Source organism: Sphingomonas panni, from assembly GCF_022664435.1.
In the GTDB taxonomy this organism is placed as follows: Bacteria; Pseudomonadota; Alphaproteobacteria; order Sphingomonadales; family Sphingomonadaceae; genus Sphingomonas; species Sphingomonas panni.
This window is the reverse complement of record NZ_JAKREU010000020.1, coordinates 1-13,108: the sequence shown is the minus strand read 5'-3', so window position 1 is coordinate 13,108 and position 13,108 is coordinate 1. Positions and strand designations below refer to the sequence as shown.

Genomic DNA, 13,108 nt, shown 5'->3' with positions numbered 1-13,108 from the left:
GCAGCGTCCGGCTGTAGCGGAGCATTGCCCAGGCGATGACGGCGAGAAGGCTGATCGCTGCGCCGGCGCCGGCCAGCAGCATCGCGGTGTTACCCTGTGTCGAGAGCGCGGCGTAGAAAAGGATCGTCTCGAATACCTCCCGATAGACCACCAGGAATGCGAGCCCGAACAGGAACCATCCCGACCCGCCCGATAGCGCCCGTGACATTTTCTCCCGGATATAGCGTTGCCACTGATCGGCTTGTGCCTTGCCGTGCATCCAGATTCCGACCGAGAGCAGGACCACGGCCGCGAACAGCGAGCCGAACCCTTCCGTCAGTTCCCGGCTCGCGCCGCTTATACCGATCGCATAGGTGGCAACCGCCCAGGTAATCCCGCCGGCGACGAGCGCGCCGACCCAGCCACCATGCACATAGCGCATGGCTTCCGGCCGCTCCGCTTTGCGGAGGAACGCAATCATGGCCACCACGATCAAGAGAGCTTCCAGCCCTTCGCGCAGCAGGATCGTGAAGGCTCCCAAGAAGGTGGACGCCTGCGTCGCGGCGTCGGGCGCGAGCGCGGCCTCGGCATCATCGAACAGGCCGCCCAGCACTGCCACTCGTTCGGTCACGTCATCGGCTGACGTGCTGCTCTCCACAGCGGCGCGATATTCTCCCATCGCGCCTTCGATCCGGGACATGAGGTTCGGGTCGCGCGCCGAGAGCGTCGGTTCGATCGGCTCGAACCCGTCGAGGTAGGCGGACAGCGCCAGTTCCTTTGCAGCGCGCCGGTCGCCGCGCTGGAACGCGGCGAGGCTTTGCGCAAGCTTGGCGCGCGCCACGGCGAGCGGGCTTGGGGCTTGTTGCATCACCTGATCGGGGTGGCGACGCAGATAGGCGAGCACCGCGTCGGCTTTCACCTGCCCGATGCTGCCCGCAAGCGCGGCGGGGGTGAGCGCGACCAGGGTTTTCAGGTCGGGAATTCGTGCCCGCAAGCTCGCGTCCGACTTCCACAGCCGCTCACCCTCGACCGCTTGTGCGTCGGTGGAGGCGAAGCTGCCGGAGCGGAACGCGAGCGCCCAGCGCTGATCGCTAGACAGATCGACGAAGCTCTGCATCGCGGTTCCGTCGATGCCTTGGCTTATCACCTGATAGAGCGCGAACACGCTGCGCTGGCGCGCTCGCTCGGCATCAGTAAAGGCGATCGGTGGCGGGTCGAGCTTGGCGGCGTCGGGACCGTGCCCGTTGCCTGTCATGCCGTGGCAGGACGCGCAGGATTGTCGAAAAACCGCTCCTGCTGTGGAGATGTCCGGTGTCTTGTCCGGGGCGAGCGGAACCGGATAGGCCTTGAGCAGATCGGCGGCGAGCCCGTAGGCGAGCGCCGCGACCTGTTGGGCCGAGCCCTTGCGGGCAATCACGCCTTGGAGCTGCGAAGCCCGTTGGATCAGGGATTGCCGCTCAGGTGTCGCAGGGAGCGCGCGCAGGCGGGTGGACACGCCTGCGGCGAACTCCGTCATCTCCGCGTATTCGGACGCACTTGTGACCGCGCCGTTGGCGACCGCACCGCCATAATCGACCGCCATATAATCGAGCAGACGCCAAGCGGTTTGCACGTCGCCGGGATCGGCCGTCGCCGCAGCGGGAATCAACAGCAGCATAAGCGACGCGACCAGCGCGAGTGCAGGCTTAATCAGCGCGACCCGAAGTGACAGCATATGGGTGATCGTCTCCAAGCTTTACTCGTCGCGCACTATGCGAACAGCTCTCATTAGCAGTATTGGGCGGAGGGCGCGATCACCAAGGCAGCCGATGATGAACATCGCCGCGTCAACGGGCGATCGTCGCCGGCGACAGATCGTGACCGTGAACCGGTCCCGATTGAACGACGCAAGAAAGCGGCGACGAAGGCACGCGAGACGGTGCGATGCGCGATCAAGGTCCGCAATAGAGCCAGCAGTGATCGAGGATACTTTCAGATCACGTACTTGTCCCAGCCTGCATAATGCTCGGCGCTGCGCTTCCCCCTTGGAAAGCTGAGGCCGACGAGCGCAATGCCCGCTACGACCGAGGCCACGGCACCAAGGTGACCAACGCCGTCCAGGAGGAAAGGCGCGGCCACGAGCCAGGCTCCGAACGCGACATTGATCAGCCGCAGCACGCGGGCAACCTCCGCTGTGGCGATGATCGCGACCGTGATGACCAGCGCACCCACAACGTGATCGCTGTTCGCCATCCCGCCTTCCGTGCCGAACAATACCCGGGTGAGCATCAGCAGGACGCCGATGACGATGCTCGCAGTCAGCGTCCATGGCAGGGTCAGACCCTTCTTCGCGTCCGCCCAGAAGGTGCTTGGCGAGGCCATCGCGTCCGAGGTGTCCTCTCTGCCGGCCGCGATCGCGTCGCCTTGGAAGAAGGTGCGGATCAGCGGTTTGCCTTGCCGGCGCGCCCAGAGAAGGAACTGACCCATCGCAATCACCTCGTCGAGCGCGAACGGGATCATGATCAGCATGGCGAGCGCGGCGATCAGCGCCAGCGTGCTCCACGTGCCGATGACGATCGGCTGGCTGATGATGAAGTAGATGCTGACGACGCCGAGCGGGATGACCAGAATGCCGAAGAAGGTCACCATCCACGGCATGGTGCGCCAGCGATCGCGGGTTCCCATCACTGCCATCAGGATCTCGAGCACGTAGCTGATGGTGCCGAGACCGCCGTCGGCGATCGGCCACGCCTTCGACATGTCGGAAGTGATGATCTCCTCCGTCCCGTTACGCGGGTCAGTCAGCGATCCGACGAAGAACGGCTCCCAGGCTGTATCGATGTGCCCGAGCTGGTAAGCGGTCAGGATGCGCGAGGTGAGAAGGCCGATCAGGCCCATGGCGACGATCGGCAGCCGCTGCGCGTCAGTGGACGGCGAATAGGTCCAGCCAGGCGGGATGTTCTTGGGGTCCATCATGCCCGCCATGCTCATGCCCGGCATCATCGGCACGAGCACCGACAGGGCAATCACGGCCGAGCCGATGAGCAGGTTGTTGTTGTACTGAGCAGCGCTCGGGCTCCAGAAGATTAGCGGGGCGAAGAACAGCCAAATGCCGACGAACGCCACCGCCCATTGCGCCCAGGTCTTGGTCCTGGCCGACAGCGACAGCGCACCGAACAGCGCGATGGCGAGGCCGCTGACGACATCGCTAATGGCCAGCGCGTTCGCCCGCCACTCAATCGACGGCAACCCGCGATCAATCGTTACGAAGCGCGCGGCCTCGCCGACGCTCTGCGTGGTCACGGAGTCGTATATGAGCGGGCTGGAGGCGAGCCACAGCCCAAGACCGATGTTCGCGTAAAGAGCCCAGCGCGCACGGCGCTCGTCCCGGTCCATTATGGCCATGTGATCGCCGTGTGCACCGTGGCCGGACATCGCCATGTCCGCCGCGCCAGGGCCGTGCCCCATGGCTGCATGGTCCATGCTACTATGGTCCACAGCCCCGTGATCCATACCGGCCATCCCGGCGCCTGCCGCCGCAGGTTGATGGCTCGGCGCTACAGGTTCGGCCTCTGGCTTATCGTGCCAGGCAACCAGGTTCTCGTTGAGCTTGTTGTTCCGATACCAGGCCCGCGGATGGCGCTTCAACGCGGCAACGATCGCGGGCAGTGTGTCGCGGAGACTGTGTTTCGGCTCCCATCCGAGCAGCGAACGCGCTCGGGAGATATCAAGGATATAGTGGTCGTTGCTGCTGTCGATCATCCAGGGCTGGATGAAGTCGTCACTGCCGAGCGCTTCGTTCTGCAGGATAATCCCGGCCTTCGCGAGCGGCTGCGGAATCCGGATCGTCTTCCAGCCCTCGCCGTGGAGCGCCTCGCCGACGATGTCCTGGATCTCGGCATAGCCGGGCGCGTCGGGCTCGCCGATGAGCAGTGGCAGCTCCGTCGGAAGTTCGTGCCGCCGATCGACGAGACGCAGCACGGCATCGGCCAAATCGTTGCGGTGCACCGATGACTGTGCCGCACACAGCATGCCGGGATAAAAGTGCGAGATCAGGCGGTGCTCGTAAATCTGCGATATCTGCTGCGCGAGAAACGCCGAGCGTCCGTCGTCGTCGTAAACTCCGGCGGCGCGCATGTAGACGACCGGGATGTTCCCGTGCTGCTCATGCAGCAACGCCTCGCCATCGACCTTTGACTGCGGGTACGCCCAGGATGCACCGATCGGAGAGTCCTCGTTGATGCGCTCGTCGGGTGTGGAAGTCGGCTTATGAACCAGCATCGTGCTGGCGAAGATGAATTGCTCGACCTCAAACGATTGTAGCCCGTCAATCAGCCGGCGGGTGCCCTGCACGGTGACCTTGTCATAAAGCGGATTGGCATCGCCCGTAATATCGTAATAGGCGGCGAGATGGATCACCGAGGCGATGCGGTTGCCATAGCGGGCACGAACCTCATCAAGTGCAGCGCGCACTGCCTCGTCAGAGCCGAGATCGAAGTCGACTGCTGCGGCGGGCGGCGGCGGATCGGGAGGACCAGCGCGATCGAGGCCGACGACCCTATAGCGCTCGCTAAGCTTGGCGATCAACGCGGCCGCGATGAAGCCGCTCGCGCCCGTGATCAGAACGACGCCGCCACCACCCTGGCCGCTGCCGGCTTCACTGCTTTTGCCATCGGCCATGAATTGCTATCCTCGTTCGTCCGTCTCTGAAAACACCAACAGGCTAGCTTTTACGCCGTTAACCGGCGGCGTGTACGGGCATCCGGTCATAGAACTCGACCTGCATTCGCATCGGTCCGAGCGGCTCGACAAAATGTGGTTGGTCCGGGAGCACCAGGCCAGGACAATCAGGATCGAGTATCGTTTCCGAAGCCGGGTCGAGCACCTGATAGCGCAACCGACCGTCGAGCACTCGAATGACGCCCCACACCCCAGGCTTGGTGCGATGCTCCTTTCGAAGCGTGGCCGGAAGCGTGTTCTGCGCACTCAACGTAATGACCATCCCGGACCAATCCTCTCGTACACTCAGCTTTGCAGCGCGAGGCGACAGTCCCGCAAGCACCTGTGGGCGACTTAGGGCGTCGGACACGTAAGCTCAGTCCAAGCGGGGGGTATCTTGGGAGGCGAGGGTTAAGCCGCGCAAGTGGGTAAAAGAAGGTGGAAGGCCTGGGCGGCGCTTGTGTGGGCGGATGGTCCATAGCGTTTACATGCCCGACGCGGGTGGCGCGAGGGTGCCTAGCCATGCCACGAGCGCCAGAATGCCGATCACGCAGGCTGTCTCGATCGCGAGGCTGACCCGCAGCGCCCTAAGCGCCCCGCGATGGTCGTTCATGGCAATCGAGCGCTCAAAGGCCGGCGTGAGGCGAAACCGATTGAGGGAAGCGAGCCCCAGCATCCCGGCGAACAGGGCTAGCTTGGCGAGCAGCAACAGGCCGTAAAGTGTCGTTCCCAGAGCCATAAAATTGGTCGGCCCGACGAGCAGCCAACTGTTGATCAAACCAGTTACCACCAGGGTAACAACAACGAGCGTACCAACGGAGCCAAACCCGTGCAGGGCGCGATGGGTCAGCCGAAGGTGCGCAGCATCGATCTCCTCGGCGCGCCGCGCCATCAGGAGAAGCAATCCGAACAGCGCCCCGACCCACAGACCGGCAGCAAGGAGATGGAGGATGTCCGCAGTGAGGTGAAGCCATCCCGTGCTTCCCTCGCTCGCGGCACCATGCCCGTTCCACGCGAGTGTCGCCAATGCCGCGGCTGCCGCAATCATGGCCATAGCCAGCCATGATGCTCTGCCTCGCGCCAGCAGGGCTGCACCGCCGGCGATGACGAGCGCCACCATACGCACCTTCCAGGCGGTGCCAACCGCCGACCCTCCGAGCAGCGCGGCCGCAGCAGCCTGATCGATCGGCCAGAACGGAGATCCGGCCATCGCCGAGGCCATGAGGATCAGGCCAGCGGCCGAGAGAAGCAACCCGAGCGCCGCGCTTGCCGTGAGCCAAGGCCGCAGCGCGATTGCATCATCGCGCTCGCCAAGGCGAAGGCCGTAGAGGCTGAAGGCCGACAGGCCGAACAGCGCCGCCAGGACCAGGTACAACGCCAAGCGGATGGCGACGGTCGGCCAGTCGAGCATTCGCTCACTTCACCGTGAAATTGTAGCTGCCGGTGATTTTATGTGTGTCGCCAGAGACGACCTGCCAGTCGACGCTGTAGCGTCCACGCGGGAGACGCTGCTTCGGGGTGATGGTGAGCGTCCGGCCATCGGCGCCGACTGCGGCGCTGCTGGGCATTTTCATGGCCGCCATGCCAGGCATCGCGGCCATGGTAAGGTCGGCCTTAGAGAAAGCCGGCACGAGCTTCTCGCTGAACTGGAGGCTGATCTTCTCGGGGGTCGCGACCGCCGCGTTGGCAGCGGGACTGGCGGACACCAGCTTCGGATGCGCGTTCGCCACGCCGCCTACGAAGAACAGGGCGGCGGCGGCAGTCGTGATGAACAAGCGGCGCATTTAGGTAATCTCCATTTCAATTGGGCTCACCTGTATTACGCAGCTGGACGGGTCACCCCTCACGATCTTTTTTCGTGCCGACACACCGCTCTCGATGAGGGGTCGGCGGTGGCAGCGCGTATTCAGAAGGGAGCATGGAGCGCTTTTTCACTGCGTCTCCCCTTAAACCAACTGTGGCCGCGGGCCTGATAGGCGCATGCGCGGGGTAATGATGAGGTTGCGGTTGACCGATCAGGGCTGGACTGGAGATCCTGAGGAGGTCATCGACTGTCTGATAGTGGGCGGTGGTCCAGCGGGCCTCATGACCGCGATCTATCTGTCGCGGTTTCTCAGGAGCTGCGTCGTCTACGATGCGGCGGCAGGGCGCGCCGCGTCCATCCCGCGCTCGCACAACCTGCCAGGATTTCCCGGCGGCATTTCCGGCGTCACGTTTCTTGCCCGTTTGCAGGCTCAGCTGCGCGAATATGGCGGTACGGTCCAGAGAGGTGAGATTGACGCAATCGTCGCGTCAGGCGACCACTTCTCGGCAAGCTGCGAACTGAACGTCCTGTATGCGCGGACCGTTGTCCTTGCGACGGGCGTCGTCAACCGGCGTCCCGAGATGCCTGATGCGATGCATGACATCGGCGTGGCGCGTGGGCTTCTCCGCTATTGCCCGATCTGCGATGGTTATGAGGCCCGGCGCATGAACGTGGCGGTGCTCGGCGGCGATGGTCATGGTGCTGAAGAAGCCGAATTCCTGAGGGCTTATGGGGCCAAGGTCACGCTTCTGGCCGAACGCTCGCTCGATCTTGGGCCGACCGAACTTGCCAAGCTGGACCAGCAGGGCATTGATGTCGCCCCCTCGCCTGTCGGGCAGTTGCGTCTTGGCGAGTGTGTCGAGGTGAGGCTGGCCAATGGCTTGGAGCTACAATTCGACACGCTTTACCCCGCACTCGGCTCATCACCTCGGACGCGGCTTGCCTCTTTGCTCGGAGCACAGCTCAGCGAATCCGGGTGCGTGCTAACCAATGCCCACCAACAAACCTCGGTTAAGGGTCTCTACGCAGTCGGCGACGTCGTGGAAGGGCTCGATCAGATCAGCGTCGCAGCCGGACAAGCGGCGATCGCTGCGACCGCAATTCATAACCTGTTGCGCGACCGCGACAGTGGATTGTCATCCGCCCTCGCCGGGCTGTATTCCGCTCGGAGCGTACCGCCGACGTAGCGGGAGCCATTGGCGGTGCGACGAGCGAACACCGCCAACAAAGCGCTGATCGCCGGCTCGCTTGTCATCTTCTTCGGCTGCTTCGCGCTTATTCGTATCCACACGACGATCGGCGACACGGCCTTTCTCCGTTCGATGATCCCGTACCACGATCCCGTGGCTCGCGCGCGAGTGCATCGAGACAGTGTGCTATTATCAGGGTCGGGGTTCCTCGACACGCCCGAGCGGAGCCGGGATCGCTGGCGGCATCCTACGGCACGAAGGTCGGCGCTGCCGCATTCTCCTTCGAACCGCGCCAACACGCGAGCGGCTACTAAGCGTCGGGCCCCTCAGAACGCCAAGTGGTTTATTCCGCCATGCATGAAGGTTCCGCCGAGGAACCCCTGAATTGAGATCGCGAGCGTCATCAGGCCAAGCACCACCCAATACAACGACCGCGACCGCTCGGGACCCTTGCGGTGGCGGGCTGCCATCCAAGCCAGCACGACGCCGAAGACCGCGATCGATGTTCCGAGCCAGCGATGCGTCATCAGGATAGGGTTGCGGTCGGTCAGGTAGAACCCGCCTGCGAACCAGCCCAGGAACGCCGCTGCGATCGCTCCCAGCGCGCCGACCACCAGCATTATGTGTGCGACATGCTGATAGTCCCGGTTGCGGCGCCATAACCCGAACAGCTCTAACCCGAACGCGCCGATGAACATGGCGATGGGAAAATGAATGACCATGGTGTGCAGCCGGCCCAGCCAGCTCACAAGCCGTTCGCCGAAACTCTTGTTCTTGTTGGCGGTCTCCTCGTGCATGCCGCCCATGTCCATGTCGTCGCCAGCGTCCGCCCCATCTGCTTTCTGCGTCTCGGCTGCGCTGTTAGCGACCGGCCCGGGACCCGCCCCGAGCGCATTGTGATCTTCGTGCGCCGATGCCGACGTGCTGACTGATATTGCAACCGCAAGAAGTATAGCGAAGGTCCCGCCTCGTTTGCCGCCCATCACCTGACCCCTTGATCCGTGTTCATCCATTCCCGTTTACGCACGCCCGGCCTTCTCCCCTCACCCGCCCATTAGCTCTTTCCGTGAGACTTTTCGTCTGCTTCGACGCGAACTGGATGGAGGAGTCACGCTGGCAGCGGCAGGCGCGTCCTGCCGGCCCTAACCAGAAAAATCGCCGATCAGCTGCCGTGGCGGGCGAACAAGCGGCGTCCGCCGGTGCCGAAGGCGACCACGTCATAGGCCTGCGCCTTGACGCCCGGCACTTCCATTCCCGGCGAGCCGAGCGGCATACCGCCGACCGCCAGGCCCCGCACGCCCTTGGGCCGGGTCGCAAGAGCCCGCTTCATGTCGGCGATCGGCACGTGGCCCTCGAAAGCCATGCCATCGGCGATCGCGGTGTGGCAGGACGAGAGGTCCGCGGGAACGCCCGCGCGCTTCTGCAGCGCCGGGCGGTTAGAATCATCGACGACGCGCACCTGCCGGCCGAGCTGCTGCTGCACCTGCGCCGCCCACTTGGCGCAACAGCCGCAGCCGGGGTCGCGGTGCATAACGATCGGGGTAGCCGCGCTGGCGGCAACCGGAACCAACAAGGCTGCGGCAGTAAGCGCAAATCGCAACGCTGACTTCATGGAAAAATCTCCTTGGTCATTCCTCCCGTTGCTGGCTGGGGGCGGGAGGAATGAGGCTTATTACTGAGGACGCTTGCCCATCGACCGGAGCATCGCCTGGAGTTCACCGATGCTCTTGTTCTGCTCGGCAATCGATTTCTGAGCCATTTGCCGGGTCTTCGCATCGGGCGACTCCCGGAGAACGATCTGCGACATGGCGATCGCACCGCGGTGATGCTCGATCATCTTGCGGACCCACGTCTCGCTCGCATTAGCGCCCTTGGCCTTCATCATCTTTTCATGCATCGCCATTTCGGCGGGCATGAAGGGCGTGTTCATGCCAGGCATGTTGTCGTGGTTCATGCCTTGCATTTTCGAGTGGTCCATGCCCTGCTGAGCCAAAGCGGGGCTCGCCGACATCGCGGCCAGAGCCAGAAGCGTTACTGCCTTGAACATCGATTTCTCCTTCTTGGCCTTGGCCAACGCAACAAGACTAGTTGGCCTTAGAACCATGTGCGAATGCCCAGAACGAGGCTGGTCGACGCCGCGCCCTGGCCTTCGGCGCGCGCGAAGCGGGCTGTGTCCCCGAAGCTGCGGTCGTACGATATGCCCACATAGGGCGCGAACTCGCGCCTGATCTCGTAGCGGAGACGCAGACCGAGTTCGGCCGTGGAAAGGCCTGAGCCGATGCCGATTTCCGGCACGTCCTGCGCGGCGAAGTTGAGTTCGGCGCGTGGCTGAAGAACCAGCCGCTGCGTGATCCGCTGATCGTAATAACCTTCCAGGCGCCCCAGCAGGTCGCCCTTGTTGGACAGGAACAGTGCGCCCTCGACATCGAAGAAGCCGGGTGCCAGCGTTTCGAAGCCGACCGACGCATAGACGCGCGAGGGGTTGGGCTTGAAATCGTAGCGGACGCCAAGCTGTATATCGGTGTATGGGCCAATGGCGTGCGAATAAAGCGCCTGTACCTCCGCCGCTTCCAGACTTCCCCCGATATTCCCTTCGCCCTCGGTCTTGAGCACCAGCCGGTTGATATCACCCCCATACCAGGCACTGCCGTCCCACCGGTAACCATCGCGACCGTCCCGGATCTGGACTTCAGCCAGATTGAATATGACCTGGGAGAAATTCTGCCCGCCGTGCATCGACCGCAGATGCTGCTGCGAATGCGCCATAGCAGCGGCAGAGTAGACCTGGTCCGCGGCCCGATCGGTCGGGATGGGCGGCGGCGGAGCGGTGCCGGCCTGAAGGTTGGTGCCGATCATCGCCGCGCCCGTGGCTGAGGGCATGCTTCCCATGCCGTGTCCCGGCATGCCTTGCATCGCGCCCGAACTTTGGCCCATTCCCGGCATCGATCCATGGTCCATGCCTTGCATAGCACCTGGCTCAGCGGGGTTGGCGCCGCCGGACGCACCTGGCATCGCGGACATGTCGTGCCCCGAACTGGCATCAGGTTTGGCTTCAGGCATATTCATACCGGGCATGGCGGACATGTCATGACCGGCGTGAGGATCAGCAACAGCCGGTCCACCGACCGGAGGCTTGGCGGACCGACTTGCGGCAGGCTTGGCCCCCAATCCCGCCTTCGCGCGCGGTGTCGACCTGGCGGCAGGCTTCGCGGACTCCTTGTGCACGGCGGGCTTGGTCGCTGAGGGCTTCTTGGCGGCAGGCTTTTTTACCGCTGGCGCCTTTGGCGGCGGCATCTTCATGCCGGGCATGTTGGAATGGTCCATCTGCGCGGCCGCCGGCGTTGCGAGGCCAAGCGCCGCGCCGCCGGCGATCAGGAGGAACTTAGGCTGCATCGCGATTCTCCTCGCCCATCGGGCGAACCGTCACGACACGCATCATCCCCGCGGTCATGTGATAGAGATTGTGGCAGTGGAACGCCCAGTCGCCGGGCGCATCGGCCGTTACGTCGAATGTCATCTTACCGCCTGGCGCCACATTCACAGTGTGCTTGCGAGGCCCAAAGTCGCCATGTCCGGTCACCAACTCGAAGAAGTGGCCGTGCAAATGGATGGGGTGCGGCATCATCGTGTCATTGACCAGGGTAACGCGCGCGCGCTCGTCCTTGCGGAACGGGATGGGGTCGGCAGGGTCGCTCATCTTCTGGCCGTCAAAGCCCCACATGTAGCGCTCCATATTGCCCGTGAGGTGGATCTCCAACTGACGCGACGGGGCGCGAACGTCCGGGTTGCGGTCCAGCGCGACAAGGTCGCGATAGGTGAGCACGCGATGATCCGCATCCTCCAGCCCCTGCGGCGGCTCGCCCGTGCGGTCCTTCGGCATCGGCGAGATGGTCTGCACTCCCGGCCCCATCTTGACGCCGGGCGCGTTCTTGGGGTTGCGCATGTTCATGTCCATGCTGCCGCCTGACCCATGATCCATCCCGGCCATGCCGCCGCTGCTCATCTGACCATGGTCCATGCCCGCCATCCCGGCAGCGCCCGCCGCCATTTGGCTATGGTCCATCCCAGGCATAGCGCCGCTCATCTGGTCGCCCCCCATCCCAGCCATGCTGGCCATCGCAGCGCCTATCGGCTTCGTTCCGTGATCGGTGGGCTCTTTCCACCCGGTGAGCTTCCACAGGTTGCGCGAGGCATTCTGCATCAACGTGGGATCCGGCCCGCGCTTTGCGACCGGGTTCTCGTCCGCCATACCGGACATCCCCTCCATCCCGCTCATGTCCATGCCCATGTCGGTCATGGTCAGCAACGTGCGCGGGCGGAGCGGCGGGACCGGGGCGATCATGCCCTCGCGCGGGGCCAGTGTCGCGCGCCCCATGCCGGATCGGTCGATCGCCTCGGAAACGAAGCTGTAGGCGCGGTCCTCGGGCGTCACGATCACGTCGAAGGTTTCCGCGACGCCGATCTGGAATTCGTCCACGGTTACCGGCCGGACGTTCTGGCCGTCGGCCTGCACCACCGTCATCGGCAAGTCAGGGATGCGCACGTTGAAGTTGGTTTGCGCCGCAGCATTGACGATGCGCAGCCGAACCCGCTCGCCCGGTCGGAAGAGACCCGTCCAGTTGTCGTAAGGTCCAAAGCCATTGACCAGGAAGGTGTAGGTCGAACCAGTGACGTCCGCGATGTCCGCCGGGTCCATCCGCATCTGCCCCCAATCGAGGCGATCCTTAAGGCGCATTTCGCGGCCGGCCAGCAGCCCACTCAGCGTCGGGCGTTGATAGTTGAAATAGGCGCCGCCCATCTGCTTGAGCTTGCGAAAGATTTCCTCGCCCGTCATTTCGCTATGGTCGGAGAGGACGATCACATGCTCGCGGTCGAACGCGACTGGGTCGGCACCCGCCGGATCAATCACGATGGGTCCGTAGAGTCCTGCCTGCTCCTGCTCGCCCGAGTGGCTGTGATACCAGTAGGTGCCGGACTGCAAGATCGGGAACTCGTACACAAAGGTCGAACGCGCCTTGATGCCGGGGAAGCTGATCCCGGGTACGCCGTCCATTTGGAACGGCAGAATGAGCCCGTGCCAGTGGATCGAGCTATCTTCGTCGAGGTTGTTGGTCACCGCAAGGCGGACCTTCTGGCCCTCTTTGAGGCGGACGAGTGGTGCCGGGACCGTGCCGTTTACCCCGATCGCGGGCGTCGTGATCCCGTCCATGACGAGCTTCATCCTGTCGATCGTCAGCGCGATGTTTGTGCCCGACACGGTCGGCAGGGGCCTGGCGATGCCGCGCGACACAGGTTGCGCCCAAGCCGGCAGGTAGGCCGACATGGCCAGCGTGCCGCCAAGCATGGCGGTTCCGCGCATTACGTCGCGCCGGTTTAGATTGCGGCTCATGCCTTTCCTTCGCTCCAGTTCAATGCTTGCGGCCGGCGGCGGGGGGGG

At 63.9% G+C, this 13,108-nt stretch carries 11 protein-coding genes and 1 pseudogene; 2 read left to right on the top strand and 10 right to left on the bottom strand.

The window, feature by feature from the left end; translation table 11 throughout:
* The 5 genes from MF609_RS19730 to copC all read right to left on the bottom strand — a co-directional run.
* Positions 1-1,693, bottom strand: a 1,693-nt coding sequence (locus MF609_RS19730; RefSeq protein WP_242417749.1) for an FTR1 family protein, incomplete at its 3' end; no start/stop codon positions are given.
* A gap of 257 nt (positions 1,694-1,950) precedes the next feature.
* Complete coding sequence (locus MF609_RS19725) at positions 1,951-4,638, bottom strand: vitamin K epoxide reductase family protein (protein WP_242417748.1); 2,688 nt, start codon at positions 4,636-4,638, stop codon at positions 1,951-1,953.
* A gap of 58 nt (positions 4,639-4,696) precedes the next feature.
* Positions 4,697-4,960 carry a TehB family protein gene (locus tag MF609_RS19720; protein WP_242417747.1) on the bottom strand — a complete coding sequence of 88 codons (264 nt, stop codon included), beginning with the start codon at positions 4,958-4,960 and terminating at the stop codon, positions 4,697-4,699.
* 201 nt (positions 4,961-5,161) lie between these two features.
* Entirely contained in the window at positions 5,162-6,088 is a 927-nt protein-coding gene (copD, locus tag MF609_RS19715; protein ID WP_007407019.1) for a copper homeostasis membrane protein CopD, read from the bottom strand.
* Positions 6,089-6,092: 4 nt separating this feature from the next.
* On the bottom strand, positions 6,093-6,461 hold the full coding sequence (gene copC / locus MF609_RS19710; protein WP_007407009.1) for a copper homeostasis periplasmic binding protein CopC: 369 nt from the start codon (positions 6,459-6,461) through the stop codon (positions 6,093-6,095).
* Between the two features lie 196 nt (positions 6,462-6,657).
* Between copC and MF609_RS19705 the strand changes: the two genes are divergently transcribed.
* Both MF609_RS19705 and MF609_RS19700 read left to right on the top strand, forming a co-directional pair.
* Positions 6,658-7,668: an NAD(P)/FAD-dependent oxidoreductase gene (locus MF609_RS19705; RefSeq protein ID WP_306304825.1), complete on the top strand. Its 1,011-nt coding sequence runs from the start codon at positions 6,658-6,660 to the stop codon at positions 7,666-7,668.
* Between the two features lie 24 nt (positions 7,669-7,692).
* Positions 7,693-7,818, top strand: a pseudogene (locus tag MF609_RS19700) (DUF305 domain-containing protein); the annotation flags it as partial.
* Positions 7,819-7,997: 179 nt separating this feature from the next.
* On the opposite strand, the gene MF609_RS19695 reads toward MF609_RS19700, so the two are convergent.
* The 5 genes from MF609_RS19695 to MF609_RS19675 all read right to left on the bottom strand — a co-directional run bounded on the left by MF609_RS19695 (position 7,998) and on the right by MF609_RS19675 (position 13,060).
* On the bottom strand, positions 7,998-8,654 hold the full coding sequence (locus tag MF609_RS19695) for a DUF2231 domain-containing protein (protein WP_242417746.1): 657 nt from the start codon (positions 8,652-8,654) through the stop codon (positions 7,998-8,000).
* Between the two features lie 179 nt (positions 8,655-8,833).
* Positions 8,834-9,283 carry a DUF411 domain-containing protein gene (locus tag MF609_RS19690; protein ID WP_004212951.1) on the bottom strand — a complete coding sequence of 150 codons (450 nt, stop codon included), beginning with the start codon at positions 9,281-9,283 and terminating at the stop codon, positions 8,834-8,836.
* 60 nt (positions 9,284-9,343) lie between these two features.
* A complete protein-coding gene (locus tag MF609_RS19685) occupies positions 9,344-9,718 on the bottom strand; it encodes a DUF305 domain-containing protein (protein WP_066486611.1) in 375 nt (124 codons plus the stop codon).
* Positions 9,719-9,765: 47 nt separating this feature from the next.
* On the bottom strand, positions 9,766-11,064 hold the full coding sequence (locus MF609_RS19680; protein WP_242417745.1) for a copper resistance protein B: 1,299 nt from the start codon (positions 11,062-11,064) through the stop codon (positions 9,766-9,768).
* Complete coding sequence (locus tag MF609_RS19675; RefSeq protein ID WP_242417744.1) at positions 11,054-13,060, bottom strand: copper resistance system multicopper oxidase; 2,007 nt, start codon at positions 13,058-13,060, stop codon at positions 11,054-11,056. Before MF609_RS19675 ends, MF609_RS19680 begins: the two co-directional genes overlap by 11 nt.
* Positions 13,061-13,108: the final 48 nt, after the last annotated feature.

Coding starts and splice junctions, on each gene's coding strand:
- MF609_RS19725 (WP_242417748.1), bottom strand. CDS start 4,638: ATGGCCGATGGCAAAAGCAGTGAAGCCGGCAGCGGCCAGGGTGGTGGC.
- MF609_RS19720 (WP_242417747.1), bottom strand. CDS start 4,960: ATGGTCATTACGTTGAGTGCGCAGAACACGCTTCCGGCCACGCTTCGA.
- copD (WP_007407019.1), bottom strand. CDS start 6,088: ATGCTCGACTGGCCGACCGTCGCCATCCGCTTGGCGTTGTACCTGGTC.
- copC (WP_007407009.1), bottom strand. CDS start 6,461: ATGCGCCGCTTGTTCATCACGACTGCCGCCGCCGCCCTGTTCTTCGTA.
- MF609_RS19705 (WP_306304825.1), top strand. CDS start 6,658: ATGCGCGGGGTAATGATGAGGTTGCGGTTGACCGATCAGGGCTGGACT.
- MF609_RS19695 (WP_242417746.1), bottom strand. CDS start 8,654: ATGGGCGGCAAACGAGGCGGGACCTTCGCTATACTTCTTGCGGTTGCA.
- MF609_RS19690 (WP_004212951.1), bottom strand. CDS start 9,283: ATGAAGTCAGCGTTGCGATTTGCGCTTACTGCCGCAGCCTTGTTGGTT.
- MF609_RS19685 (WP_066486611.1), bottom strand. CDS start 9,718: ATGTTCAAGGCAGTAACGCTTCTGGCTCTGGCCGCGATGTCGGCGAGC.
- MF609_RS19680 (WP_242417745.1), bottom strand. CDS start 11,064: ATGCAGCCTAAGTTCCTCCTGATCGCCGGCGGCGCGGCGCTTGGCCTC.
- MF609_RS19675 (WP_242417744.1), bottom strand. CDS start 13,060: ATGAGCCGCAATCTAAACCGGCGCGACGTAATGCGCGGAACCGCCATG.